Raw genomic sequence first — 25,954 nt, 5'->3', positions numbered from 1 at the left:
GTCCAGTGTGCCGCACCGGAGGGCCCGGCGGGCGAGCCGTTCGACGGGGTGAACGCCGTGCTCCTAATCAGGAGGGGGTTGGCCGCGTGGTTTCCGCCTTCCGGTAGCGGCGCAGCAGGACGACGCCCGTGCAGGCCCCGGCGAGACCGGCGGCCAAGGCGGCGGCCGGGTAGCCGTAGCGGCTGAGGAAGCCGGTCTCGAAGCGGACGTCGGCGGCCGGGCGGCCGGGGTCGTAGCGGACAGGGGCACGGTCGCCGACGTCGGGCAGCTTGTCCTCGCCGCGTCGCTCGGTGAACTCGACAGTGCGGCCCTCGCGGGTGGTGAAGCGGTAGTCGACCGGGTAGCAGGTGTACTTCTCGCTGCTGCTCTTGCCCGCGTTGCGCACGCAGGTCTTCTTCTCGCCTATCCCGGCCACGGTCGCCTCGGCCCGCTCGGCGCGGTCGGCGAACAGTGCCGCTTCCACGAGCAGGACGGCGCCGAAGACGGCGAACGCCGCCGTGCCGGCCGTGAAACCCCACAGCCCCTTCGGTGTCCCCGGCCTGGCCCGCCGCCCACGGGACCCGGCTGCGGCCCCGGTCACGCCTCCGTCACCTCGGCCGCGCCCGTGATCCGGTGCAGCGGGTAGGTGCGGACCTCGTCGGCGGTGTGGTCGTAGGCCGTGACGAAACCGCCCTCGACCTTGACCGGGGCGATCACCCGTTGGGAGGCGGCGCCGTCGGCGTTGACGTACCCGATCCACACCGCGGTGCCGGAGAGGGTGGCGGACTGCATCGTGGCGAGGGTCTCGGCCATCACGGTGCGCGGGAGTCCTCCCTCCGGCGGCGGAGCCGACGGCGCCTTGCGCTTGTCGGCCCAGGGTGCCTGGCGGTCGGGCCCGGCCGAGAGCGGGAGAGTGGCGGCGTGGTCGCCGGCGCGGATGGCGCGGACGGCGGCGGTCAGCAGCGCGGTGTCCGGCGCGGGCGGGCCCTCGGGCACCGGTTCCGGTGCCGTACGCGGCGGGGTGCGGTGTGCGGCGGCGCGTGCCAGCAGCACATCGCCCTCGGCGGACTCGGCCGCCGGCGCGTACCCCATCTCCCGCAGCCGGGCCAGCAACTGGTCCGGCGGGGCGGGGGAGGCCAGGACCGTGGGGGCCAGCTTGCGCAGCCGCAGCGGCGCCGAGCGGCGGTCGGCGAGGATCTCGGCGAGCAGGGCGTCGTCGTCGCAGCGTACGTACGAGGAGGCGGCGCCCACCCGCAGCTGTCCGTGCCTGCGTGCCACATCGTCGATCAGATAGGTCAGCGGCTGCGGCACCGGTGTGCTGGAGTGCGCGTCGAGGAAGGCGTGCAGGTCGGCTGCGGTGCGGCCGGTGTCCAGGGCGCGGCGTACGGACTCGGGCGTGAAGCGGTAGACGGTCGCGCCGCCCTTGGACTCGACGTCGGCCAGTACCCCCAGGAAGGCGGCCAGGTCGCGCTCCAGCGGCCCGGGGGCGACGGCGGTGAGGTCCGCCTGGAGCAGCACCTCGGAGAGGGGTTCGGGAAGGTGCGGGGCGAGGGCCTGGGCGACGGCGGCGCGGGTGGCGTCGGTCTCCTGGGAGGCGCGGGGCCCGTGGGGCTCCCCGGCCCCCGCGTCCACGAGGGGGCGCACATAGGACGCGAGGGCGCCCCTGCCCGTGACTCCCAGCGTCTCCGCCTCGTCCAGCGCCCAGTCCAGCAGCCGGGTCCGCAACTCCTGGCCCCCGTCGGCCGCCCCCTGCTCGGCGGTGCGTGCCGCCGCCCGGTTGCCGAGCAACGGGCGCTCCCAGCGCAGCCGTTCGCGCAGCGCGTCGCGGTCGGGCGCGGAGCCGGGCGCCGGCTCGGCGAGCAGCCGCAGTGCGCGCTGCCGCACCTCGGGGGCCGGGCTCCGGTCGAGTCCGGGCCCCAGCGGGGCCGGCACGCGCCCCCGTGCGTCCTTGCCCCACTCCCGGCCCCGCTCCGGCGCGGGATGCCCTTCGCCCACCAGTCCGGCCGTGCGGGTCGCCCGGTACCAGGCCACGACGAGCGTCGCCCACCGTTCGGCGGGGGTGGCGCGCAGCCACTCGTCGTACGCGGGGGTCGGCGCGTACGCCTCGTCGACCTCGCCGTCGGAGGCCACCAGGCCCGCCGCGTAGGCGAGTTCGATCCAGAAGGCGGCGGCGGGCTCGGGCAGGTCGAGGGCGCCGGCGGTCCGCTTGAGGTCGCGTACGCCCAGCCCGCCCGCCCGCAGCACCGGCGGAGGCTCCACCTCCCAGCGCCCCAGCAGTTCCTCCACGGTCGCCACCGCCGTCATCGCCTGCCCGGCCGCCGTCGCGTCCACCGTCGCGGCCTGGTACGTGCGCGCCACGGCGACGGGCGGTGCGGTCGGCTCCAGCACGCGGTGCGCCCGGCCGCCGCGCAGCTGCAAAGCCACCTCCCGGGGCAGTACGACACTGCCGGGCGCGCTCTGCCCGCCGCCCGGCTCGGCGCCCGTGGGCACCAGCAGCGCGCGGTCCAGCAGCCAGGCGACCGGCGGCGAGGGCGCCTCCAGGTCGACGGCGCCGTAGGGCGGCCCCCACTCCAGCTTCCGCAGCACGGCCTCGGCACCCTCCGGCGCTTCGGCGAGCAGTGCCGCCGTCCTCTCGGAATCGTTGAACAGAGCGGTCAGCGCGGACAGCGCGCTGACCGGGTCGTGGGTGCCGGGCAGGCCGACGCGGGCCAGCATCTCCTGCAGCCGGGAGGGCGAGGGTTTGGCGGGCCCGGCCGCCGCCACCGCCTCCGCCAGGGTGGGGCCCAGACCGGTGGGAGAGGGCGAGGTGAGCAGTTCCCGCGCCGTTCGCACGAGCCGCGGGTGCTCCGCCGGGCCCCAGACGAGGGCTCGCGCGCGCAGCTCGGCGAGCGCCTGCGGCAGCCGCTCGGCGGCCTCCTCGCCGGGGAGCAGTTCCGCGAGAGCCTCCCGGACGGCCGCGGTGCCCTGCCGGGGTCGTCCGGCCCCGGACGGGGGCGGGGCGGTGGGTGCCACCGCCAGTGCCTCCGCCGCCTGCAGCGTGAACTGGTCGAGCTGTTCCAGGGCCCGTACCACCGAGGCGCGGGTACCGGCGCGGGTGGCGAGCTGGGTGAGGTCGCCCGGCACGGGGGAGAGGAGATCGGGGCGGGCACGCAGCAGCGCGGCCAGCGCGCTGTCGTCCCGGGCGCGGAGGTCCTCCGCGAGCGTGCGGGGCGATGCGTCCGGCTGAGAGGGAGAGCCCCCGTTCTGCTCACTGCTCATCCTCCCAACGGTAGCGGTCCCCGGCCGCGCCACCTGCTCCCATGAGGGCCGCGCTCCTTCGGGACCCGTCTGTCGGTCGTTACTCCCTCTCGGGCGGGTCGGCGCGGTACGGTCTTCGCGGAGGGCATGAAGGGCTAGCGGGCTGCGGGGACTTGGTGGGGATCGAGAGCGATCAGCTTGTCTTCGACTATCTGAGCCGGGTCGGGGACCTGGCGCACAGTACGCGGATGAGCGCGGCCGAACGGGCCCGGCTCGTCGGTGGCCTGCGCGGGGAGATCGACCGGGCGCGGGCCGCGGAGGGCGGTGCGGTCACCAAGGCGGCCGTGCGCAAGATCCTGGACCGGCTCGGCCGGCCCGAGGACGTGGTGGCCTCCGCCAACGGTGGGCACGGTCCGCGTTCCGCGGCGCCGGTGCCCTCCGAGCAGGCCCGGGCGGCGGACAGCACGGCCGCTGAGCGGGACACCCGCGGCTCGCGACGCTCCGAGGCGGAGCCCTCGGTTCCGACGCTGCCCGCCCAGCGCACCGGGAACGGGGCCCCGACCGCCGCCTTCGGCGCCTCCTCGCCGCATCTCGCGAGCCTCGACGAGTTGGGGGACGAGGACACCGACCCGGACTGGTGGCGCGTGGATCCCGGCCCGTTCGGCACCGGCACCGGCGGCAGCAACGCCGTGGCGGCCGGGGAGCCGCTGCCGGGCTTCGTCGGCGGTATCGAGCTGCCGGAAGTCCTCAAGCCGCCGCCCACCGACGACCGTCCCGAGGCCCCCACCGCACCTGGCACGGCCCCCGCCGCCCCCGCCGCGCCGCAGCCACCCGGGCAGGCCCCTTCGGCTCCGGCGACCCCCGCGGCCGGGGGGACCACGCCCGGTCTCGGCGCGGCGCTGCTGCTGGGGCGCAAGCTGCGCGGCAACGGCGGGGGAGGCGGCGGGCGGGGCGGTGTGGTCGAGTGGGCCGCGGTGCTGCTGCTGGTGGCGGGCGCCGTCATCGGCTCGCTCATCCCGCTGGCGCTGGGCTGGCTGGCGGCCTGGTGGTCGCCGAAGCTGAGCCGGAACGAGGGCAAGTGGGCGGCTGCGGGGATGCCGGGCGTGGTCGTCGCCGGTACGGCGGTCTGGCTGTGGGGCCGGGCGGACGGCCGGTGGGGCGCCCCGCTCGCCGAGGGCAGCGAGGCCCTGCGCGAGGCGATGAGCGACGCTTTCCCGGTCGTCCTGCGGCTGGCCGCCGTCGCCAGCGCCCTCTATCTGGTCTGGCGCGCCAGGCGGTCGGCCGGAGGCTGAGCCCTCGCCGAGGAGGGCCGAGGCCCCTCAGCGGCGCTTGCCGACGATGCTGGCCATCCCGAAGGTGCCGCCGCCACCGATGGCGAGGCCGAGAAGCGCGATGCCGCCCTTGAGCCCCTTCCACCAGAACTCGGCGGGAGCCCCCGGGTCGTCCTCGATCATCGCTTCGAAGACATCGCTGCCGCCGGCGTCGAGCAGGACGAACACGAAGCCGTTGGTGACGCCGAAGAAGACCGCGGCCATCACGAACAGGCTGGGGACGACGTACGCGCCGGGGTTGGGCCCGCCCACCTTGCCCGCCATGGCGCCCACGGCCACGGCGAGTACGAGCGCGAACACCACGTACATGATGCGCAGTCCGACCTTCGACAGGTCCTCGTAGCTGGCGACGAGCAGTCCGGCGAACACCGACGCGGCGACGCCCGAGATGAGCCACGCGAACAGGAAAGCCTTCACTCCGCTGCCCTGGCGCTGCGGCGGAAGGCCGGGCCCGTACGGATAGCCGGGCTGCATGGGCTGCATCGGCTGCATGGGCGGTGCGGGCTGCATCGGCTGCATGGGCTGCTGCTGTGGCGGCCAAGGCTGGCTCATCGTTCCCCCGTATATGAAGCATCTGCCGAGTCTGAGCGCCCAAAATACCCAAGGGGCGCAGGTGTGGAAGAGGTCGCGGGTGCCTGGACCGCGGACGTTCCGTATCGGTTACTCTGCCGGTTCAGTGCTTCGAATCTGTCATGACCCGGCAACTGTGGTGACATCAGCACGGCATTCCAGTACAAGCTTTACAAGCTTTCCAGTAGAAGCGCTCACGCACAACGGGGGATCACATGCGTATACGTCGCGCCATCGGGGCCGCGGGTCTCGTCCTCGCCACCACGGCCGGCCTCTCGGGCTGCGCCGACGATCCGAAGGACAAGGCGTTCGGCGGCCTGGGGGACGTCGGTGACCTGCCCTCGGCGCCCTCGGTCCCCTCACCGGGGTCCACCGATGTGCCCGGGCTCAGCTCCGGCGGCAGCTCCAACGGCGGTACCAGCTCGGGCGGTCTGTCCAGCGGCGGCAGCAGCGGTGTGCCGACCCCCTCCTCGCCGCCCACGTACAACCCGAGCGCGATCGGCGAGGTCGACGGCGAGCGCTGCCGCTACAGCCGCTCGCTGGGCCGGATCAGCTACGACGTGGAGATCCAGAACTCCTCCAACGACCAGGCGTTCCGCTACAACTTCACCGTCTCGTTCAAGATCGGCTCCTCGCCCAGCTCCTCGATCGCGACCCGGACCATCGGCAGCCGCTTCAAGACGGTGACGGTCAGCCCCGGCGGCTCCCGTTCGGTCACGGTGGACGTCTCGCACTCCACCAACCAGCGGCTGGTCTACTCCTGCCAGGTCACCACCGCCAGCAAGTCCCCGGCGTCGTGAGCCGTCCCCAGGGGGCCGTTGCGGGACCGGGCCCCCTGGGGACAGCCGGGCGGCCCTACTTGGTCAGGTCCGCCTCCAGCTCGTCCAGGATCTTGTCGGCCGCCGTGTAGCCGATGCCCTGGATCCACAGCTCGTCCTTCACATGGAAGGCGCGGTCCGCCTTGACGGCGCGCATGTTCTTCCACAGCGGGCTCTTGACGGACTTGGCCTCGCCCGACTTCTTCGGGTCGCCGTAGGAGGTGTAGAAGACGACGTCGGCGTCGCCCTTGTCGACCTGCTCGGGGCTGACGTCCATGGCGAGGCCGCCGTAGTCCTTGGCCTGCGCCGCGACCGGCGGGCGGGAGAGGCCGACGTCCTTGAGGATGGTGGCGATGTACGCCTTCTCGCCGTAGATGCGGGTGTCGGCGCCCTCCTGGAAGCGGATGACGCCGGCCTCGATACCGGCGGCCTTCTTCCTGCCGCCGAGCGCCTTGGTGACCTTCTTGGTGTGGGCCGCGTAGTCGGCCAGCACCTTCTTCGCCTCGGCCTTCTTGCCGAGCGCCGCCGCGTGCACCTGGAAGTTCTCCTTCCAGGGGTATCCGGTCGTCTTCGTCATCACGGTCGGCGCGATCTTCGACAGCTCGTCGTAACGGCTGGCGCCGCGCTCCTTGTTGGTGAGGATCAGATCCGGCTTGAGGGAGACGATCTTCTCCATGTTGGGCTGGGCGATGACGCCGACGTTCTTGACGCCCTTCACCTTGTCCTCGGGCAGATAGTCGAGGAAGGGCTTGCCGGGCTGCGCCGTGGTGGCGCCGACCGGCTTGACGCCCAGTGTGATCGCGGAGTCCAGCTCGGCGGTGTCCAGGACGACGACGCGCTTGGGGTCGTCGGGCACCTTCACCGGCCCATTGGCGGTCTGCACGGTGTGCGTACCGCCCTTGGCGCCCTTGTCCGCATCCGAGTCGGAGCCGCAGCCGGTGAGCGTGAGAGCGGAGGCGACGGCGAGTGCCGTGCCCACCGCGGTCGAGGTGACCTTCACGAGAGGGTCCTCCTACTTTCTTGTCGAGGGTTCGAACGTGCCTTGCGCGGGGCTCGCGGGGTCGGCTCGCTGCTGTGCGGGGGTCTGCGGCTGCGAGGAGGACTGCGGCGGCGACTGCGGCTGCCACGGGGCGCCGGGGACGACGAGCGGGTCGCCGGTGACGGGGCAGGGCACGACGACGGCCTCCAGCCCGAACACCTCCCTGACGAGCGCCGCGTCGACGATCTGGTCGGGCCGGCCCCGGGCGACGACGCGGCCGTCCTTCATGGCGACGAGGTGGTCGGCGTACCGCGCCGCCTGGTTGAGGTCGTGCAGCACCATCACGACAGTGCGGCCCCGTGTGCCCTCGGCCGTGGGCGCGGCCAACTGCCGCACCAGGTCCAGGACCTCCACCTGGTGCGCGATGTCCAGGTATGTCGTCGGCTCGTCCAGCAGCAGCAGATCCGTCTGCTGCGCGAGCGCCATCGCGAGCCACACCCGCTGGCGCTGGCCGCCCGACAGCTCGTCCACCGGACGCTCCGACAGGGCCGTGACGTCCGTGCGTTCCATCGCCTCGGTGACGGCTCGCTCGTCCTCCTGCGACCATTGCTGCCACCAGCGCTGGTGCGGCTGCCGTCCGCGTGCGACGAGGTCCGAGACGGTGATCGCCTCGGGCGCCACCGGGGACTGCGGCAGCAGCCCGAGGGACTGCGCGATGGTGCGCGTCGGGATGTGCGCCAGATCCTCGCCGTCCAGCAGCACCGCTCCGGCGCGTGGGCGCAGCAGTCGGCCGAGCGCGCGCAGCGTCGTCGACTTGCCGCACGCGTTCGGCCCGACCACGACGGTGACTTCGCCGTCGGGTACCTCCAGGTCCAGTTCGGCGACGACAGTGCGGTCCTCGTAGGCGAGCGTCAGCCCGCGCGCCGCCAGCCGGCCAGTGGCGGAAGTGCTCATTGCGCGGCCCCCTTCGGCCTGTGAGTGGTCGGCTCTTGCGTGCTGTTCTTCTTCGACCGGTTCGTCCGGACACCGAGGCGCGTGCGGCTGCCGCGCGTGCGGCCGCTGGTACGGACGAGCAGCCAGATCAGATACGGCGCACCCACGGCCGCCGTCAGCACCCCGACCGGCAGCTCCGTCGGCGCGAACAACTTGCGGGCCAGCAGGTCCCCGAGGGTGACCACGAAGGCGCCCAGCAGCGCGGAGGACAGCAGCGGAATCTGCGCCGTACGGGTCAGCCGGCGAGCGATCTGCGGCGCCAGCAGCGCCACGAAGTCGATGGGCCCGGCCGCGCCCGTCGCCACGGAGGCCAGGACGACGCCGGTGACCACGAGCACCAGCCGGTTGCGGGCCAGCCGTACGCCCAGCCCCGTCGCCGTGTCGTCGTCCAGCGTCACGGTGCGCATGGCGCGCGCCGACCACATCACGCACGGCAGCATGAGCAGCAGCGCCATGCCCAGCGGCGTGGCCTGGTCCCAGCCGCGGCCGTTGAGCGAGCCGGTCATCCACACCTTCGCCTGCTGCGCCACCAGGTAGTCGCCCTTGGTGAGGAACAGCTGGGTGAGCGAGCGCAGCGCCACCGAGATGCCGATGCCGATGAGGATGAAGCGGGTGGGCCCGGCTCCCGGCCGGGAGCCGGCCGAGCCCGGACCGCGCCAGGCGAACACATAGACGAGTGCGGCGGCGGCCAGGCCACCGGCGGTGGAAAGGTAGGGAAGCGTCGCGTAGGAGGTGATGCCGAACGTCATCGCTCCGACGGTCAGCGCGGAGGCCCCGTGCGTGACGCCGATGATCTCCGGACTGGCGAGCGGGTTGCGGGCCACGGTCTGGATGAGCGCGCCCGCGACGCCGAAGGCCGCCCCCGCCAGCAGCCCGACGGCCAGGCGCGGCATGCGCAGGGTGCCGACGACCAGTTCGTCGGGGGACGGCCGGCCGAACAGCACCTTGACGACCTCGGTCACCGGGACGGTGGTCTCCCCGAGGGTGAGGTTGGCGACGACGGCGGCGAAGAGCGCGACGGCGAGGGCGCCCGCGACGACGCCGGCCCGCCGGTGCAGCAGCCACGAGGTGCCGCGGGCCCGTACGAGGCCGTATCCGGCCGGGCGGGCGGGCGGCACCGGGCCGCCGGACGGGTCGGTGCGGGGGGAAAGGGCGGTCATATCCACACCCCTGTTGACGGCGCGGCAGTCGTCGTACGGGTCGTGCGGCACTTGGCGGCGCTCATGCGGCAACCGCCCTGCGCCGCACCAGGATCACCAGGAACGGCGCCCCGACCAGCGCGGTCATCACACCCGCCGGGACCTCGCCGGGCCGCATCACCAACCGTCCCGCCACGTCGGACACCAGCAGGACGACGGGGCCCAGCAGGGCCGCCATGGGCAGCAGCCAGCGGTGACCCGCCCCCACCAGGGCGCGTGCCATATGGGGAACGGCGAGCCCGACGAAGGCGATCGGCCCGGCCGCCGCGACCCCGGCGCCCGTCAGCACGGTGGCACCGAGCCCGCCGACGATCCGTACGGCGGCGACCCGCTGGCCGAGCCCGCGCGCCATGTCCTCGCCCAGTGCGAGCGCGTCCAGTCCGCGCGCGACCGAGAGCACCAGCAGCGTGCCCACCACCAGGAACGGCCACACCTGCCCGGCGATGGTCGCGTCCCGGTCCGAGAGCGAACCGACCTGCCAGAACCGGAACTCGTCCAGCGCGGCGGCACGGGTGGTCAGGACGCCGGAGACGAGGGCGACGAGCAGGGCGTTGACGGCCGCGCCGGACAGCGCCAGCTTCACGGGTGTCGCTCCGCCGCGTCCCTTGGCGGCGACCGCGTAGACGGCGACCGCCGCGATCCCGGCGCCCACGAAGCCGAACCACACATAGCCGCTCAGCGTGTGCACTCCGGCGAAGGCGATGGCCCCCACGACGCCGGCGGCGGCGCCCTGGCTGATGCCCAGGATGCCGGGCTCGGCGATGGGGTTGCGGGTGAGGCCCTGCAGGACGGTGCCCGCGAGGCCGAGCGCGGTGCCGACCATGATGCCGACCACGGTGCGGGGCACCCGGAGGGTGCGGACGACTTCGGCGGCGTTGCTGTGGCCACCGTGCAGCAGCGCGTCCCACACCGCAGAGGGCGGGATGGGGCGACTGCCCAGGGCGAGGCTCAGCAGCGCCGCCAGCGCCAGTGCGGCAGCGCCCGCCAGCAGCCACCCGAGTCTTCCCCAGAGCGCGACGGTCCGGCGGGAGCGCCCCGGCGCGGAAGGGCTGCCGCTGCCGGCCGCGGCCACGGCCTCGGCCGGTACTGCGGCCGAGGCCCCGGCGGGCGTGGAGCGGGGTGCGGGGGCGGCAGGCATCGGTCCCTTCCTCACGGATCGGTGTGGTCGGCCGACACCGGCAACCGGACCTGGTGGGCCAGGTCAGGCAGTCAAGTTAGGCAGACCTAAGTATTGAGGCAGACCACAGTGTAAGGCGTAGGGCAAGGCACAATGATCGGCATGGTTTCGCACGCTCCGTCCCCCGACTCGGCATCGGCGTCCGGGGGTACTCCCCCAGCCTCCGGCCGGGGGCACCCCCACCCGGACGGAGTCGGGGGAAGTCCGCCCGGCCCCACGGTCGGGTTCGACCTCGACATGACGCTGATCGACTCCCGCCCCGGTATCCACGCCACCTGGCGGCGGCTGGCGGCGGAGACAGGCGTGGCCATCGACGCGGACCTGATCGTGACCCGGCTCGGCCCGCCGCTCGTCCAGGAGATGGCGTACTGGTTCCCCGAGGAGGAGATCCCCGCGATGGCCGAGCGCTACCGCGCCCTCTACCCGGACCACGCCATCGAACCGACGACCGCGCTGCCGGGCGCCCGGGAGGCGCTGGAGGCGGTACGGGCGGCGGGAGGGCGCACGCTGGTGGTCACCGCCAAGCACGGACCGAGCGCCGAACTGCACCTGGACCACCTCGGGCTCACCCCCGACGTACTGGTCGGCGAGCTGTGGGCGGAGGGCAAGGCGGAGGCGCTGACCGCGCACGGTGCCGCCGTCTACGTGGGTGACCACGTGGGCGATGTGCGGGGTGCGCGGATGGCCGGCGCCCGCTCCGTGGCGGTCGCCACCGGCCCCTGCGACGAGAGCGAGCTGACCGAGGCGGGGGCCGATGTGGTGCTGCCGGATCTGACGGCCTTCCCGGGCTGGTTCGCCGCGTTCGCGGGGGACTAGCGGCTTGTCGGGCCGCCCCCCGGGCGGCCTCAGACTTCCCGTGCCGCCTGCCGCCGCTGCGCCACCGCTGTGCGCACGACGCCCGCGCCCGCCAGCAGGAACCCGGCGCCCATCAGCATGCAGACGAAGTACGCGGGGGCCGGGAACGGCTCGGTGCCCAGGAACAGCGGCGCGACCGTGACGAGTGTGGCCACCGCGCCGATCAGAAAGACGATCCCGCCGATACGCACGAGAAGATCACCGGCGGACGGAGTTTCAGTGTTCACCCACACAGGGTAGATCCGGGATCGAGTGCTCCGGCAGCGGGCACTCGGGCCGCCCGGAGACCGTCCGGCCGGGAACCACTGAGGGCACCCGCTCTCGGTGGCACCTTGCCACGGCGCCCCGGGCCATTAACCTTGGTGGTGGCGGGTCATGCGGCCCGCCCGACTGCTATTGCGGGGGATCGGGGGTCGGGGTTCGGGGAGTCTCGGGGCCTGGCCGCCCCGGCGCAGCAGAGTCAGCCAGTTTCCAGCAGCCGTAGCCCGGTGCATCCGGACGAGTACGAGGACGAGGACAGACGTGCCTACCGGCAAGGTCAAGTGGTTCAACAGCGAGAAGGGCTTCGGCTTTCTCTCCCGCGACGACGGCGGTGACGTCTTCGTACACTCGTCGGTCCTCCCGGACGGAGTGGACGCGCTCAAGCCCGGCCAGCGTGTGGAGTTCGGCGTCGTCGCCGGACAGCGCGGTGACCAGGCGCTCTCCGTCACGCTGTTGGACCCGGCCCCGTCCGTGGCGGCGGCACAGCGCCGCAAGCCGGACGAGCTGGCCTCCATCGTGCAGGACCTGACGACGCTGCTGGACGGTGTCTCCCAGTCCCTGGAGCGGGGCCGCTACCCCGACAAGCAGCACGGCCGCAAGATCGCGGGCATGCTCCGCGCCGTCGCCGACCAACTGGACGTGTGAGAGCGCCCCGCGCCCCGTCAGGGGCGCGGGGAACTGCGCGAACGGCCAACAGACACGGGCACCCGGGCAACCAACGGCGGGACCCCGCCGTGGCCCAGGGCAAGGCTTACGGAAAGGCCAGCGCATCCGGCCCGAGGGGCGGCACCAGCCCCTCGTCGGCAGCGCGGCCGAGCAACCCGCGGACGGCCGCATAGCCGTCGGCGCCCAGCTCCTCGGTGAACTCGTTGACGTACAGGCCGATGTGCTGCTCGGCCACGGCCGGGTCCATCTCCTGGGCGTGCTCCAGCACATACGGCTTCGAGGCGGACGGGTCCTTCCACGCCATCCGCACCGAGGTGCTGATGGTGTCGGCCAGCGCGCGCAGCCTCTCCGCTCCCAGCGACCGCTTCGCGATGATCGCGCCCAGCGGGATCGGCAGCCCTGTGGTGGCCTCCCAGTGCTCACCCATGTCGGCGAGGCTGTGCAGCCCGTACTCCTGGTAGGTGAACCGGGCCTCGTGGATGACGAGTCCCGCGTCCACCGCGCCGTCCCGTACGGCGGGCATGATCTCGTGGAAGGGCAGTACCACGATCTCGCCCACCCCGCCGGGCACCTCGGTCGCGGCCCACAGCCGGAAGAGCAGATACGCGGTCGAACGTTCGCTCGGCACCGCCACCCGCTTGCCGCTCAGCGCCGCCGGCTCGCCCGCCTCCCGGGTGAGCACCAGCGGCCCGCAGCCCCGGCCCAGCGCCCCGCCGCACGGCAGCAGCGCGTACTCCTCCAGCACCCACGGCAGCACCGCGTACGACACCTTCAGTACATCCAGCTCCCCGCGTTCGGCCATGCCGTTGGTGACATCGATGTCCGCGAACGTCACCTCGGGCGCCGCCGCGTCGGGCACCCGTCCGTGTGCCCAGGCGTCGAAGACGAACGTGTCGTTGGGGCAGGGCGAGTAGGCGATGGTCAGCGGCGCTGTTATGGCGTTCGTGTCCATGACGGGAGTCCTTCTGTGTGGTGCTGGGGGACCAGCTTGCCGAAGGCGGCCGTGAGAGCCGCCAGCGCCTCCGGGATGCGCCAGGCCGCCCGGTCCCTCGGGCCGACGGCGTTGGAGACGGTACGCAGTTCGAGGACCGGCGGCCCCTCGCCGAGCGCCGCCGCGGCCTGGGCGACGCCGAAGCCTTCCATCGCTTCCGCCGCCGCGCCCGGATGGTGCGCCAGCAGCTGCTCGGCGCGCTCCCGGGAGCCGGTGGTGGTGGAGACGCTCAGCACCGGCCCGGTGCGGGCGCCGGTCGTCTCGGCCGCTTCCCGCACCAGGTGGGGCGGCGGGGCGTGCTCGGCGGTGCCGAAGCCCAGCTCGGCGACGGAGACGAAGCCGGTCGGTGTCTCGGCGCCCAGATCGGCGGCGACGATGCGGTCCGCGACGACGGTGTCGCCGACCTCGATGCCGTTCGCGGCGAAACCACCGCCGATGCCGGTCGCCACCACCAGGTCGTAGGGGCGCGACCGGTGGGCGGCGGTCAGCAGGGCCGCGGCGGTCGCCGCCGCGGCGGCCGCCGGCCCCACGCCGCCGGCGATCACGTCGAGGTGCGGGGCGCTGTCGCCGGTGGCGGCGAGGACGGCCTCGCGTTCCGCGGGGACCGCCGCGACCACCAGTACCCGTCGGTACGTTGCCAACATGCGGCGCTCCTTCGGGGAGTCGGCCCCTGCCTTGCCCGCCCCGGGCCCGGGGTGGGCAGGGGACGACGGGACTACTCGCTCGCGGCGTTCTTCAGGTTGATGTGCCAGATGCCGTTGAACTCGCCGTCGGAGACCTGCACGAGGGTCACCTGGGCGCTCTTCTTCGGTGCCGCGGGCTGGCCGGAGGCCGACTGCTCCTGGAAGAAGGCCTCGCCAGAGAAGGAGAAGTAGGTCTTCTCCAGCGGCTCGGGGGTCGCGCGCTTGCCGTCGACGAGGACGAGCCACCCGTCCTCGGCCGTCTTCGGGTCGACGCCGAGCCGCAGCTCCTCGCTCGTGTCGACGGAGATCGACTTCTCGGCCTTCTTGGCGAGGCACTTGCGCACCTCGTCCTGCGGGATGGCCTTCCCGTCGTTGTAGCAGGCAGCTTCGGTGGAGACCGAGTCCGCACCGACCGTCGCGGTCACCATCGGGCTCGGCTGCTCACACGCCGAGAGGGCGACGAGGCCGAGCGAGACGGCACCGAGGGCGGTGGCGGCGCGCACGCCCCGCCGCGACTGTGACGACATGCGGCCCTGCCGCGCGAGCTTGCTCATGCGGGCAGGCTATCGGGCCCGCAGCGCTGTACGACGCGGGGGTGCGGCGTGCCGCGGGCATCAGGCGACGCGGGGGGCGGGCGTGCCGCGGCGGGCCGCGCCCAGCAGTCCGCGGACGGAGGTGAGCACCCCCGCGGCCACCACACAGGCCGCGACCGCCATCCCCAGCCATCCGATCAGCGGCAGGGCCATGGCGAGCGCGCCACCGACCACCCAGGACATCTGCATCAGCGTCTCGGAACGGGCGAAGGCCGAGGTGCGGACCTCCTCGGGCACGTCGCGCTGGATGAGCGCGTCCAGCGACAGCTTGCCGAGCGCCTGCACGATCCCGGCGGTGGCGGCGACGAGAGTGACGGTGACGATGCCGTACAGCGCGGCGGCGGCGATCGTCGCGCCGAGCGCGCAGAACAGCACACAGGTGATGATCACCTCCGGACCGCGGGCCCGCAGCCAGGCGCCGATGGCGGTGCCCAGCGCGTTGCCGCCGCCCGCCGCGACACCGGCCAGCCCCAGCGAGACGGCGGCCCCCAGCCCGTCGAGGGGGTGCTCGCGCAGCAGGAAGGCGAGGAAGAAGGTCAGGAAGCCGGAGAGGGCACGCAGCGCGGAGTTCGCGAACAGCGCGCTGAGTACGGAGACGCCGACGGTACGCAACCCGGGACGGGGGCCCGGCTGCTTCTCGGTCCGCGGGCCTTCCTGCTCGCCCCGTGCCGTGGACTCCGACGGAGCGGGCGCCGAGGATTCCGAAGGTGCCGGGGACGTCGAAGGCGCCGAGGACGCCCCCGACGCCTCGGATGCCTCCGACGCCTCGGACGTCGAAGGGGCCGGTACGGGCAGCACCGGCGCCAGCGGGGCCAGCCGCGCCGGACGCTCACCCTTGGCGGAGTCGACCTTGTGGTCCAGGGAGAAGGACAGGAACGTTCCGACGAGGAAGACCGCGACCGCTCCGTACAGCGGCCACTGCTCGCCCAGCAGATGCAGACCCGCCCCGGCGGGGGCGGCGGCACCGGTGGCCAGCAGCCCGGCGAGGGTGACCCGGGAGTTGGCCTTGACCAGGGAGATCCGGGGCGGCAGCAGCCGTGGCACCACGGCGGACCGGACGACTCCGTACGCCTTGGACGAGACCAGCACGCCCAGTGCCGCCGGGTAGAGCTCCAGCCCGCCTGTCGCCACGGCGCCCGCCATGGTCAGCGCGAGCAGCGCGCGGGCCATCATCGCGGCGGCCATCGCGGCGCGCCGCCCGTGCGGGACGCGGTCCAGCAGTGGACCGATCACCGGCGCGAGGAGCACGAACGGCGCCATCGTCACGGCCAGATACAGCGCGACGCGGCCACGCGCCTCGCCGGTCGGCACGGAGAAGAACACGGTGGAGGCCAGCGCCACCGTGATGAGCATGTCGCCCGCCGAGTTGACGGCGTGCAGTTCGATCAGCTTGCCGAGCCCGGACTCGCCCGCGCCCTCCGCGTGGGTGGCCCGCCGGATGTGGCGCCCCAGCGCGGCAGGCGGGCGGCGCAGCACACCGGCGGCGCGTCCCACGCCGCTGAGTTTGCCGTGCGTCCTGCGGTTGCCGGGCTTGTCGACAGGCACGCCGTCAGTGTGCCCCGAAACATGCCGTTCAGTTCCCCTCTTCCACCTTCCTTCGACCGTCCTGCCGCCGTCCCCGTCCCCCCACCCGCGCGGGCGGGGACGGCTGGCTGCGGATTCCTCGGGTGACCCTGTGGGGTAGCGTGGGTGAACGGTGCGCACCGTATGGCCTTTGAGCGCGGGCGCGGACGTCGTAGCGGCCACCCGGTCCCGCTCCGTCCCCGACCCCGCCCCTCCACTCGTGGCCGTACGGGCAGCGCACGCCGACAACGGCGCGACGGCGTAGGAGAGACGATTCTTGTGAGTGCTGCATGAGTGCCGCGACGCGGAGTACGAGCCGTGGCGCGCGGAGTCGGCGCGCCCCCGACCGGCTGTGTGCCGAGGCCGTGGAACTGGCCCGGGCCGCCGCCGAGGAAGCGGCGGTGCCCGGCACCGTCGGCGCGTGGCTGGAGGCGGTGGCCGACGCCGATGCGGACCGGGTGGTCACCCACTACTTCGAGGCGCAGGAGCCCGGGTACCGGGGCTGGCGCTGGGCGGTGACCGTCGCGCGGGCCTCCCGTGCCAAGAACGTCACCGTCGACGAGTCCGTGCTGGTCCCGGGCCCCGACGCGCTGCTGGCCCCCGAGTGGGTGCCCTGGAGCGAGCGGCTGCGCCCCGGTGACCTGGGCCCCGGCGACCTGCTCCCGACCGAGGCGGACGACCTGCGGCTGGAGCCCGGCTACACGGGTGCGGACGCGCCGCCGCCCGACTCGCCGGTCGCCGAGGAGCAGCCCGAGGCGCGGGGCCCCTCCCGTGCCGCCGTCGGTGCGGTCGCCGAGGAACTGGGCATGGGCCGGCCACGGGTGCTCTCCCGGTACGGGCTGCACGCGGCCGCCGACCGCTGGGAGGAGTCGCACGGCTCCAAGACGCCGATGGCCCAGTCGGCCCCGGCCAGCTGTATGAGCTGCGGCTTCCTGGTGCCGCTGGCGGGTTCGCTGCGGCAGGCGTTCGGGGTGTGCGCCAACGAGTACAGCCCCGCCGACGGGCACGTCGTCTCCCTCGCCTTCGGCTGCGGCGGCCACTCGGAGGCCGCCGTCATGCCGCGTGCTCCGCAGCCTCCGCCGCCCGTCATCGATGAGACGGTCGCCGACCCCTTCGGCGACTGATCTCCGGCCGTCGCATTCTGCGTACCCCGCAAGCTTCGCGGGAACGGTCGCGCCCCGTAAGGGGCGCGGGGAACTGCTCCCCCAAGCTCTTCGAGCAGGGGGTGCCCCCCCAGCCACAGCGCGCCTGCACCCGGCAGACGGCGGCGTTGGGGCATTCGACCGTGCCGTAACCTTCCCTTTCGCCGCAGGGGGACGGCTCAAGGGGAGGGGACGCACATGCCGAGGAGGCCGACGCCGTGAGGGACACGTTCGGGACCGAGCGACTGCGGGAAAGTGTGCTGGAGGCCTGGACCGCGTCCAGCGCCCGGTTCCGCGAGGATGCCAACGCCGAGCAGGATCTGGCGCTGGGCGGCTACCGCGACCGTCTGGTGGTGGAGCTCGCCCAGAACGCCTCGGACGCCGCGGCCCGCGCCGGTGTGCCCGGCCGGCTCCGCCTCGGCCTCGCCGACGGGAAGCTGACCGCCGCCAACACCGGGGAGCCGCTGGACGCCGCGGGCGTCGAGTCGCTGTCCACGCTGCGCGCCTCCGCCAAGCGCACCGAGCCCGACCAGGGTGCGGTGGGCCGTTTCGGCGTCGGCTTCTCTGCGGTCCTCGCCGTCACCGACGAACCCGCTGTGGTCACCCGCACGGGGACGGCGGGGCAGGCGGGCGACGGCGTGCGCTGGTCGCTGGCCGAGGCCAGGGAACTGACCCGGCAGGCCGCTGCCGCCAACGCCCGGCTCGCCGAGGAGCTCGACCACCGCGAGGGGCACGTACCGCTGCTGCGGCTGCCGCTCCCGGCCCCGTACCAGGAGTCGGCCGTGCCCTCGGGGTACGACACCGCCGTGCTGCTCCCGCTGCGCGACGAGGCGGCGCACTCGCTGACGCGGCAGCTGCTGGCGGCGGTGGACGACGCGCTGCTGCTGGCGCTGCCCGGCCTGGCCGAGGTCGTCATCGACACCGGGGACGGCCCGGCCCGCACCCTCACCCGGCACGAGGAGGACGGATACGTCCTCATCCGGGACTCAGCGGCGGGCGCCACCCGGTGGCGGCTGGCGGGCGACAGCGGTGTCGCCGACCCGGAACTGCTCGCCGACCGGCCGGTCGAGGAGCGGGCCCGGCCCACCTGGTCGGTGACCTGGGCGGTGCCGGTCGACGAGGAGGGCGCCCCCGCCAAGCCGCGTACCGCCGCGTGTCTGCACGCGCCGACCCCGACCGACGAGCCGCTGGGATTCCCCGCGCTGCTGCTGGCCTCCTTCCCGCTGGAGCCCACCCGGCGCCATGTGGCCCCGGGGCCGCTGACCCGGTTTCTGCTGCACCGTGCCGCCGACGCCTACGCCGCGCTGCTGCGCGACTGGCGGCCCGTGACCACCAGCACCGTCGAGCTGGTGCCGGGGCCGCTGGGGGCGGGCGAACTCGACGGCGAGCTGCGCGCGCTGGTGCTGGAACGGCTCCCGGACGTCCCGTTCCTGGCGAGCGCGGCCACCGGGACGGCGGCCGAGGACGACACCGAGCAGCCGTACGCCCTGCGCCCCCGGGACGCCGAGATCGTCGAGGGCGCCGGCGCCGCGACCGTCGCCGTACTGTCCGAACTCTTCCCCAGCCTGCTGCCCGCCGGGCTGGAGCGACGCACCGAGCTGCGAGTGCTCGAGGTGCCCCGTGTTCCGCTGGGCGAGGCCGTCGACCGGCTCACCGGCGTCGAGCGGGAGCCGGGCTGGTGGTGGCGGCTGTACGACTCCCTCGCGGGCGTGGACCCCGAGCGGCTGACCGGGCTGCCGGTGCCGCTCGCCGACGGCCGGACGGCGGTCGGGCCCCGGCATGTGCTGCTGCCGCTCCCGGACGGCGCCGTGCCGCCCGAGAGGATGGCCCGGCTCGGGCTGAAGGCCGCTCACCCGGACGCCGCGCACCCGCTGCTGGAGAAGCTGGGTGCCACCCCCGCCACCCCGCGCGCCGTGCTGACGACCCCGCAGGTACGCGCGGCGGTCGCCGCCTCGCTGGACGCCGAGGAGGCGTGGGACGACGGTCCGGACGGCGCCGAGGGGGGCGGGCTCGACCCCGACGAACTGGCCGAGACCGTCCTCGGTCTGGTCCGTGACGCACACCTCGCGCCCGGCGACGAGCCGTGGCTGGGCGCCCTGGCGCTGCCCGACGAGGACGGCGAGCCGGCGCCCGCCGCCGAACTCGTCTACCCGGGCTCCCCGTTCGCCCGCGTGCTGCGCGAGGACGAACTGGCCACCTGTGACGCGCAGCTGGCCGAACGCTGGGGCGAGCAGCCGCTGACGGCCGTCGGCGTCCAGGCGGACTTCGCCCTGGTGCGTGCCGAGGACGTGGTGCTCGACCCGGACGGCTTCGAGCCCCGCGAGGGGGACTACCCCGAGCCGGACGACCCGGGGCTGCTGGACGCCGTGGACGTGTGGTGCGAGGACGTGCTCGACCAGTTGGCGGCCGACGGCGACGAGGGCTCCGTGCCGCCCGTCGCGGTGGAGTTCGTCGCCGTACGCGACCTGGACCTGGTGGACGACGCGCACTGGCCCGAGGCGCTGGCGATGCTGGCGCGCCCGCCGCTGCGGGACGCGCTGACCGCGCCGGTACGGGTGCGGCTCGGCGACGGCACCGTCACCGACGTACGCCCGTACACCGCCTGGTGGCTGCGCGGCCACCCGGTCCTCGACGGCCGCCGTCCGGCCGGCCTGCGCTCCTCCGGGGGAGATCCGCTGCTGCGCGGGCTGTACGAGGAGGCCGACCCGGGCGATGTCACCGACGAGGGCGTGCTGCGCGCGCTCGGCGTCCGGACGACCGCCGCCGCGCTGCTCGCGGAGCCGGGCGGGCCGGCTGAGCTGCTGCGCCGGCTGGCAGACCCCGCGCTCCCCGTCGACCCCGCGCAGCTGCACGGGCTCTACACCCTGCTGGCCACCGCAGGGCTCGACCCGGCCGAACTCACGCTGCCCGACGAACTGCGCGCGGTCCGGGACGGAACGACGGTGGTGGTGGACGCCGCCGAGGCGCTGGTCGCGGACGCCCCCGATGCCCTCCCCCTGGTGGGGGACCGGCCGCTGCTGCCGGTGGCCGCGCAGGACGCCGGTGAGCTGGCGGCACTGCTGGAGGTGCGGTGCGCCGGCGAGGAGGTCGCCCATCTGGTGCCCGAGTCGGCGGGCACCGAGCGGGAGGTGCCCGCCGTGGTGCGGGAACTGCTGCCGGGCGCCCCGGACCGCTACCGGGAGCACGAGGAGCTGCGGATCGGCGGCGTCGATCTCGACTGGCGCCGCACCCCGGACGGCACCCTGCACGCCGCCACCTTGGAGGGACTGGCCTCGGCCCTGGCCTGGTCGGCCGGGGCCTGGCCCCGCCGCTTCGAGGTCCCGGCGCTGCTGGAGGACCCCGCGCGGGCGGCGGAGCTGGCCGCCGCCCGCTGGTTCGACTGAGACCCCACGTCCGCGCCCGCGGCACGGGGTCGGGGGGGGGCGGTCAGCCCTTCGTGCTGTAGACCGCCGCCAGCGGCGTCGGCAGCCCGGTCGAGGAGGGCTCGCTCACGTCGTCGGCGCCCAGATACAGCCGGCCTGCCGCGTACAGCGCACGGGAGTCGCCGATCTCGAAGGAGGTCTCCGTCTTGTAGTCGGAGCCGTTGTTGCGCAGCAGCGGAGTCTTCTTCAGGGTGCGGGCGTCCAGCCGCCACACCGCGCCGCCCTCTTCGCGGTAGGTGTTGGCCTTCTGGTAGGCCAGCACGTCGCCGTTCTTGTCGAGCCCGATCGGCGTCATCGCGCCCACGTCCGAGCCCTCGACGTGGGCCTTGCGCTTGCCGGTCCGCAGATCGAGTGCGACGACGTCGTTCTTCGCCTCGGAGCCGGCCTTCACGGGCTTCTCCGTGCCCAGGTACAGCGCACCGGCTTCCTTGCCGACCGCGACCTGCTTGCAGTCGGTGATCTCGGTCGCCGGGCAGTCCACGTCGTACTTGCCGTACTTGCCGCCCGTCGCGGGGATCGTGGCGAGCAGCCGGCCGCGTGCCGCGCTGTCGTCCACGGACAGGAACTCGGAGACTCCGGAGCCGCCCTGCGCCTTGCCGTCGTCGGCGGCGAGCACCAGCGGGTCGGCGGAGACGACGTGCACGTTCTCGGTCCCGGCGGGCAGCGAGAAGGTGGAGTCGGCGGCGCGGGTGCGGGGGTCGACCGTCTGCACCTTGAGCTTGGGGTTGTCCGTCGTACCGCAGTCTCGTACGGCGATGAGCTTGTCGCCGCTTCCGGCGTAGCCGTCGGCCGGGCAGCGGGTGTCCGAGGACGGGCCCCACAGCTGACGGCCGCCCACGGTCCAGCCCGCGCTGCCGCTGGTGCCGCCCGCGGCGACCGTGCCGCCGCCGATGGTCACCTCGTCGAACATCGCGGCGGACCCGTCCTCCAGCGCCTGCCGGTGCCAGCGCAGTCTGCCCTGCTTCAGGTCCACGAGGCCGACCTCGGTGCAGACGGAGGGATCCTTCTTGTCGTTCTCGTAGACGACGGCTATCAGACCGTCCTCGGTCGGTTCGGGGGAGGACCAGCAGATCTCCCCGCTGAGCGGCACCGTCCAGGCGGGCTTTCCCCCGTCGAGCGGATAGCCGACGATCTTTTTCAGGTCGGCCTTCACGAAATGGCTGCCGGTCGTCCACATTCCCTGGGCGCCGGCCATCTCGCTCACCTTGGCCATCGGCACCTTGTGCGAGAGCTCGGCCTCGGGGGCCGACGCGGCGGCCGAGGCGTCGCCGCCCCCGTCGTCCTGGTCGTCCGAGCCGCAGCCGCCGACCGCCAGCGCGACCGAGAGGGACACGGCGGTGAACGCCGCCGTACGGGAACGGGACATTTGAATTCTCCTCGTGGGGGGAACCGCGGATTCGGTGCCGCGAATTCTTGCCGCATCGCGCGTAGATTTTCAACTCGGCTTTTCTTTCCGCTGGTTCAGTTCAATTGTCCCGGAGATAACTTTCAGAATTACGGGCCCGAATTTCGCCGCGCCGCCCCTCCAACGGGTGCGCCCGGGTGGCTGAGGCCGGGTCGGGGGCGGGGCTCGCGGGGTAACGATGTGCACGCTCGGCACCGGATCAGTACCGGCTCGGCATCCGCTTCCACCCGTTTCCATGTGATTCAAGGAGAGTCCATGCCCGTCTGCGAGGTCTGCGACAACGACTACCCCCACACCTTCGAGGTCCGTTCCGCGGGGCAGGTGCACGTCTTCGACTGCCTGGAGTGTGCGGCCCACAAGATGGCGCCCGTGTGCGAGAACTGCGGCTGCCGCATCCTGGGGCACGGCATGGAGTCGGAGGGCCACTACTACTGCTGCGCGCACTGCGCCCGCGCCCAGGGGCGTACCCAGCTGGCGGACAGCGCGCCGTAGAGCCAGCCGGAGGGCCGCCGGCGCGGCGGGTGGGCCGGAAGGCTACGACGACGGGGAGAGCCGTCGGGCCGCCCGCCGCCGGACCACCTCCAGCAGGACGCCCGCCACGGCGGCCACCCCCACCGCTGTCCACGGCAACACGGCACCGGCCAGCTTCAGCGCGAAGTGAGCGTCGCCGCGCTGGTCCACGAAGCTGCCGGACATCAGCTGATCGCCGGGGCGCTTGAGGACCGGTTCGGCCTCGCCGGTCAGCAGCGACTCGTCCACCTCCGGGCTGTCGGACTCGACGACCTCGCCGATGACGGCCAGATCGTCCAGGTTCCGCTTCGCGCGCAGCTCCTGGACGATGCCGATGCCGGTGTTGGCGATGATCACGAACCCCGGAGAGGCCGTCCTGGATCGGTCCGACGACCAGAATGATCAGGAAGAGCGCGCCGATGATCGTGTTGAACCCGGTGAAGACGTTCGCCCGCACCGATGTCGGCAGCGGACCGACTGTTGCGCGGCGGAACGTCGTTGACCTCGCCGCGCCCGATACGTTCGGATACCTCGGCGCTGGTGAGGCCGCCGCGGGGCTGTGTCATGTTCCGACGGTACATGGCGGCCGGTGCCCTCGTCGGGGGTGTGCGCCGGGTGCGGGCGCAGCTCGGCCGATCCCGCCGCGCGTCGTTCAGTCCTCCTGCGCTCGCTTGATCGCCTTGTCCCGGGCCTTCACGTACCAGATGCCCACGCAGCCCAGGGCGGCGCCGACGGCGCAGGTCCACAGCCACCAGGTGTGGCCGTTGTCGGCGAACCAGCTGTAGAAGGGGAGCTGGACCAGGAAGAGGACCAGCCAGATCAGCGTGCCGGTCACGGTGGTGGCGACGACGTTGCCCTCCAGCGGCTCGGGTGCCTCGCGCTCGCCGTTGGTCCATCTGTCCATGAGGCTCATCGCCGCGGCTCCCTCGTCTCTCGCCTGTTCCCCCACCCCAGCCTAGCGAGGGGGTGCCGGGCTGCCGGGGGTGGAGTTGGCGATCAACCCGTTCGGTTGTTCATACTGAACCGGTCTGGATGTGGCCGGTTTTTTTCGTCGGATAGTACAAACTGAGCCGGTCGTCTCCAGCACCGTCCAGCAGCCGCCCTGAGAGCGCAACGTCTCAGTACGAAGCAGTATCCGAGGTCACGCATGTCCGCTTCGGCCAGCCCGGTCGATTCCGAGGGAGCCCCGCAGGGGACCCCGCCCGCTTCCCCGTCCGCACTGGACCGCTTCTTCCAGATCTCGGAGCGCGGCTCGACCGTGGGCCGTGAGATGCGCGGCGGACTCGCCACCTTCTTCGCGATGGCGTACATCATCGTGCTGAACCCGATCATCCTCGGGGCGGGCGAGGACAAGTACCACCAGCACCTCGACAACGGTCAGCTGGTGACGGCGACCGCGCTGATGGCGGGGCTCACCACCCTGCTGATGGGCGTCATCGGCAATGTGCCCATCGCGCTCGCCGCGGGCCTGGGCATCAACGCCGTCGTCGCGCTGCAGCTCGCGCCCAAGATGAGCTGGCCCGACGCCATGGGCATGGTGGTGCTCGCGGGGATCGTGCTGATGATCCTGGTCGCCTCCGGTCTGCGGCAGAAGGTGATGGACGCCATCCCCAACGGGCTGCGGCGCTCCATCGCCATCGGTATCGGGCTGTTCATCTCGCTGATCGGTCTGGTCGACTCCGGCTTCGTCACCCGCAACCCGGACAAGGCGCACACCAGCGTTCCGCTCGGGCTGGGCGTGGACGGCAAGCTCCAGGGCTGGCCCGTACTGGTGTTCGTGCTCGGGCTGGTCCTGATGTATGTGCTGCTGGTGCGCAAGACCCGGGGCGCCATCCTCATCGGCATCGTGGTGATGGCCGTCGTCGCCATCGTGATCAACGCCGTGGCCGAGATCCCCGACGCGGCCTGGGGGCTGTCGGTGCCCGAGCTGCCGGACTCGGTGGTGGGCAGCCCCGACTTCGGGCTGATCGGCGAGATCAGCCTGTTCGGCGGCTTCCAGGAGGTGGGGTGGCTGACCGGCTGCCTGTTCGTCTTCACGGTGCTGCTGTCGGGCTTCTTCGACGCGATGGGCACCATCATCGGCGTCGGTGAGGAGAGTGGGCTCGCCGACGACCGGGCGCACGGTCAGCTGCCGCGGATGGGCCGCATCCTGTTCATGGACGGTGTCGGGGTGGCAGCCGGCGGTGCCGGCTCCTGCTCGGCCAACACCTGCTTCGTGGAATCCACCGCCGGTGTCGGCGAGGGCGCTCGCACCGGTCTGGCCAATGTGCTGACCGGCGGGCTCTTCCTGCTCGCGCTGGTCTTCACGCCCCTCGCGAAGGTCGTGCCCTCGCAGGCACGACCTTCGCGCTGCTGGTCGTCGGCTTCCTGATCATGGCGTCGAACGTGCGGGACATCGACTGGGGCGACTCCACCGTCGCCATCCCGGCCTTCCTCACCATCGTCTCGATGCCGTTCACCTACAGCATCACCAACGGCATCGGCCTGGGCGTGATCTCCTTCATCGTGCTGCGGGTCGCCGTCGGCCGTGCGCGGGAGATTCCCTGGCTGCTGAACGCGGTCGGGCTGTGCTTCCTCGTCTACTTCCTGCTGGATCCCATCGAGCAGGCGTTCGGCGTCGGATGAGGCCGGGCCTCAGGCGAGGCCCCCCGCGCTGCGGGCCGAGTGGCCGTAGAACCGCTCGGTCCGCTCGACGGACGCCTTGAAGCGTTCGTCGAAGTCGTCGCGAACGAGCGTCCGGACCACATAGTCCTGGACGCTCATTCCGCGTTTTGCGGCGTGGCCGTTCAGCCGCTCGAAGAGAGCGGCCTCTATACGCAGGCTGAGCACCTGCGACTCGGGCTGCTCGTGATGGTCGTCGTCGCACGGCGGAGTCAGGCTGTTCATACGACAACGGTCGCGAACCGACCCCGGCCGCTGTCCGGCGAATGTGTTCTGACTCACTCGTACGTGTGAGCCCCTGCGCCGTAAACCTCGTTTTCCTTAGGCCGGGTAATGAGTTAGGCTAAGGACTATGTCGGAACAGCTCCCCGCTCCGCGCTTCGCGGACGGGCCTCCACCGGGTGCGCTCGACCAGCTCGCCGGCCTCGACCGCCTCGAACAGGCCGACGAGGTCGCCGCGACCGGCGGAGACGACCAGGAACCGGACCTCGCCGAGCTCGACAAGGAAGCCGTCAACGCGATCCGTGCCGCGGTGATGCGTCTCTCCCGGCGGCTGAAGCACCAGCGCGTCGACGAGTCGCTGAGCCCCACGGAGATGTCCGTGCTCGGCACCCTCGCCCGCTGCGGCTCCGCCACCCCCAGCGAGCTGGCCCGCAAGGAGCATGTGCAGCCGCCGTCGATGACGCGCATCGTCGCCATGCTGGAGGCCAAGGGGCTGGTCCGGCTGGACGCACACCCCGAGGACCGCCGGCAGAAGGTGGTCACCCAGACCGAACAGGCCGAATCCATGCTGGCCGCTGCCCGTGCCAAGCGGAACGCCTGGCTGACCGAGCTGGTCCAGGAACTCGACGAGGACGACCGGGCGACGCTGCGTGCCGCCGCGCCGGTGCTGGAGAAGCTGGCACATCTGTAAGGAGCA

At 73.2% G+C, this 25,954-nt stretch carries 23 protein-coding genes and 2 pseudogenes; 9 read left to right on the top strand and 16 right to left on the bottom strand.

Features of this window, described 5'->3' with window-relative positions:
• Positions 1 to 67 precede the first annotated feature (67 nt).
• A complete protein-coding gene (locus KBY19_RS02950; protein WP_210965080.1) occupies positions 68 to 580 on the bottom strand; it encodes a DUF3592 domain-containing protein in 513 nt (170 codons plus the stop codon).
• A complete protein-coding gene (locus KBY19_RS02945; protein WP_210965079.1) occupies positions 577 to 3,237 on the bottom strand; it encodes a helicase-associated domain-containing protein in 2,661 nt (886 codons plus the stop codon). The genes KBY19_RS02950 and KBY19_RS02945 overlap by 4 nt, the downstream gene beginning before the upstream one ends.
• Positions 3,238 to 3,392: 155 nt before the next feature.
• Between KBY19_RS02945 and KBY19_RS02940 the strand changes: the two genes are divergently transcribed.
• Complete coding sequence (locus KBY19_RS02940; RefSeq protein WP_210965078.1) at positions 3,393 to 4,508, top strand: hypothetical protein; 1,116 nt, start codon at positions 3,393 to 3,395, stop codon at positions 4,506 to 4,508.
• A 27-nt stretch (positions 4,509 to 4,535) separates the two neighbouring features.
• Here KBY19_RS02940 and KBY19_RS02935 read toward each other — a convergent pair whose 3' ends face one another.
• The gene (locus tag KBY19_RS02935) at positions 4,536 to 5,066 is read right to left on the bottom strand and encodes a hypothetical protein (RefSeq protein WP_099882207.1); all 531 of its coding nucleotides are present in this window, start codon (positions 5,064 to 5,066) and stop codon (positions 4,536 to 4,538) included.
• A gap of 266 nt (positions 5,067 to 5,332) precedes the next feature.
• Between KBY19_RS02935 and KBY19_RS02930 the strand changes: the two genes are divergently transcribed.
• Complete coding sequence (locus KBY19_RS02930) at positions 5,333 to 5,917, top strand: hypothetical protein (protein ID WP_099882205.1); 585 nt, start codon at positions 5,333 to 5,335, stop codon at positions 5,915 to 5,917.
• 55 nt (positions 5,918 to 5,972) lie between these two features.
• Here the strand turns inward: KBY19_RS02930 and KBY19_RS02925 are convergent, their stop codons facing one another.
• From KBY19_RS02925 to KBY19_RS02910, 4 genes are all read right to left on the bottom strand, one after another.
• Positions 5,973 to 6,935, bottom strand: a complete 963-nt coding sequence (locus tag KBY19_RS02925; protein ID WP_210965077.1) for an ABC transporter substrate-binding protein — start codon at positions 6,933 to 6,935, stop codon at positions 5,973 to 5,975.
• A gap of 12 nt (positions 6,936 to 6,947) precedes the next feature.
• The gene (locus tag KBY19_RS02920) at positions 6,948 to 7,868 is read right to left on the bottom strand and encodes an ABC transporter ATP-binding protein (protein WP_099882201.1); all 921 of its coding nucleotides are present in this window, start codon (positions 7,866 to 7,868) and stop codon (positions 6,948 to 6,950) included.
• A complete protein-coding gene (locus KBY19_RS02915; protein WP_210965076.1) occupies positions 7,865 to 9,067 on the bottom strand; it encodes an iron chelate uptake ABC transporter family permease subunit in 1,203 nt (400 codons plus the stop codon). Before KBY19_RS02915 ends, KBY19_RS02920 begins: the two co-directional genes overlap by 4 nt.
• A 61-nt stretch (positions 9,068 to 9,128) precedes the next feature.
• The gene (locus KBY19_RS02910) at positions 9,129 to 10,244 is read right to left on the bottom strand and encodes an iron ABC transporter permease (protein ID WP_210965075.1); all 1,116 of its coding nucleotides are present in this window, start codon (positions 10,242 to 10,244) and stop codon (positions 9,129 to 9,131) included.
• A 132-nt stretch (positions 10,245 to 10,376) separates the two neighbouring features.
• Between KBY19_RS02910 and KBY19_RS02905 the strand changes: the two genes are divergently transcribed.
• On the top strand, positions 10,377 to 11,099 hold the full coding sequence (locus KBY19_RS02905; RefSeq protein WP_282103008.1) for an HAD family hydrolase: 723 nt from the start codon (positions 10,377 to 10,379) through the stop codon (positions 11,097 to 11,099).
• Between the two features lie 29 nt (positions 11,100 to 11,128).
• On the opposite strand, the gene KBY19_RS02900 is transcribed toward KBY19_RS02905, so the two are convergent.
• Positions 11,129 to 11,365 (bottom strand): hypothetical protein, encoded by a 237-nt coding sequence (locus KBY19_RS02900; RefSeq protein ID WP_180289673.1) that lies wholly within the window; start codon positions 11,363 to 11,365, stop codon positions 11,129 to 11,131.
• Between the two features lie 295 nt (positions 11,366 to 11,660).
• Between KBY19_RS02900 and KBY19_RS37150 the strand changes: the two genes are divergently transcribed.
• Positions 11,661 to 12,044 (top strand): cold-shock protein, encoded by a 384-nt coding sequence (locus KBY19_RS37150; RefSeq protein WP_099882193.1) that lies wholly within the window; start codon positions 11,661 to 11,663, stop codon positions 12,042 to 12,044.
• A gap of 106 nt (positions 12,045 to 12,150) precedes the next feature.
• Here KBY19_RS37150 and KBY19_RS02890 read toward each other — a convergent pair whose 3' ends face one another.
• From KBY19_RS02890 to KBY19_RS02875, 4 genes are all read right to left on the bottom strand, one after another.
• Positions 12,151 to 13,017, bottom strand: coding sequence for a 1,4-dihydroxy-6-naphthoate synthase (locus tag KBY19_RS02890; protein ID WP_185017347.1), 867 nt, complete (start codon positions 13,015 to 13,017; stop codon positions 12,151 to 12,153).
• Entirely contained in the window at positions 12,999 to 13,700 is a 702-nt protein-coding gene (locus KBY19_RS02885) for a futalosine hydrolase (protein WP_210965074.1), read from the bottom strand. Before KBY19_RS02885 ends, KBY19_RS02890 begins: the two co-directional genes overlap by 19 nt.
• Positions 13,701 to 13,771: 71 nt before the next feature.
• On the bottom strand, positions 13,772 to 14,293 hold the full coding sequence (locus tag KBY19_RS02880; protein WP_247690541.1) for a DUF2771 domain-containing protein: 522 nt from the start codon (positions 14,291 to 14,293) through the stop codon (positions 13,772 to 13,774).
• A gap of 60 nt (positions 14,294 to 14,353) precedes the next feature.
• Positions 14,354 to 15,826: an MFS transporter gene (locus KBY19_RS02875; protein ID WP_307843428.1), complete on the bottom strand. Its 1,473-nt coding sequence runs from the start codon at positions 15,824 to 15,826 to the stop codon at positions 14,354 to 14,356.
• Between the two features lie 359 nt (positions 15,827 to 16,185).
• Here KBY19_RS02875 and KBY19_RS02870 point away from each other — a divergent pair, with 359 nt between their 5' ends.
• Positions 16,186 to 17,019: a DUF3027 domain-containing protein gene (locus KBY19_RS02870; protein ID WP_185017343.1), complete on the top strand. Its 834-nt coding sequence runs from the start codon at positions 16,186 to 16,188 to the stop codon at positions 17,017 to 17,019.
• 236 nt (positions 17,020 to 17,255) lie between these two features.
• A complete protein-coding gene (locus tag KBY19_RS02865) occupies positions 17,256 to 20,420 on the top strand; it encodes a sacsin N-terminal ATP-binding-like domain-containing protein (protein WP_210965072.1) in 3,165 nt (1,054 codons plus the stop codon).
• A 43-nt stretch (positions 20,421 to 20,463) separates the two neighbouring features.
• Here KBY19_RS02865 and KBY19_RS02860 read toward each other — a convergent pair whose 3' ends face one another.
• Positions 20,464 to 21,825, bottom strand: coding sequence for a hypothetical protein (locus KBY19_RS02860; RefSeq protein WP_099882182.1), 1,362 nt, complete (start codon positions 21,823 to 21,825; stop codon positions 20,464 to 20,466).
• 294 nt (positions 21,826 to 22,119) lie between these two features.
• Here KBY19_RS02860 and KBY19_RS02855 point away from each other — a divergent pair, with 294 nt between their 5' ends.
• Positions 22,120 to 22,356, top strand: a complete 237-nt coding sequence (locus tag KBY19_RS02855; RefSeq protein WP_099882180.1) for a hypothetical protein — start codon at positions 22,120 to 22,122, stop codon at positions 22,354 to 22,356.
• A 186-nt stretch (positions 22,357 to 22,542) separates the two neighbouring features.
• On the opposite strand, the pseudogene KBY19_RS02850 reads toward KBY19_RS02855, so the two are convergent.
• A pseudogene (locus tag KBY19_RS02850) lies at positions 22,543 to 22,940 on the bottom strand (cation-translocating P-type ATPase); the annotation flags it as partial.
• Positions 22,941 to 23,026: 86 nt separating this feature from the next.
• Positions 23,027 to 23,287 carry a DUF2530 domain-containing protein gene (locus KBY19_RS02845; protein ID WP_099882178.1) on the bottom strand — a complete coding sequence of 87 codons (261 nt, stop codon included), beginning with the start codon at positions 23,285 to 23,287 and terminating at the stop codon, positions 23,027 to 23,029.
• A gap of 234 nt (positions 23,288 to 23,521) precedes the next feature.
• Here KBY19_RS02845 and KBY19_RS02840 point away from each other — a divergent pair.
• Positions 23,522 to 24,999, top strand: a pseudogene (locus KBY19_RS02840) (NCS2 family permease).
• Between the two features lie 9 nt (positions 25,000 to 25,008).
• On the opposite strand, the gene KBY19_RS02835 reads toward KBY19_RS02840, so the two are convergent.
• Complete coding sequence (locus KBY19_RS02835; RefSeq protein WP_099882174.1) at positions 25,009 to 25,260, bottom strand: hypothetical protein; 252 nt, start codon at positions 25,258 to 25,260, stop codon at positions 25,009 to 25,011.
• 310 nt (positions 25,261 to 25,570) lie between these two features.
• Here KBY19_RS02835 and KBY19_RS02830 point away from each other — a divergent pair, with 310 nt between their 5' ends.
• Entirely contained in the window at positions 25,571 to 25,948 is a 378-nt protein-coding gene (locus tag KBY19_RS02830) for a MarR family winged helix-turn-helix transcriptional regulator (RefSeq protein ID WP_099886587.1), read from the top strand.
• Positions 25,949 to 25,954: the final 6 nt, after the last annotated feature.

The organism is Streptomyces sp. B15, assembly GCF_018070605.1.
Classification (GTDB): domain Bacteria; phylum Actinomycetota; class Actinomycetes; order Streptomycetales; family Streptomycetaceae; genus Streptomyces; species Streptomyces smyrnaeus.
This window is presented reverse-complemented; position numbering and strand designations above follow the sequence as displayed.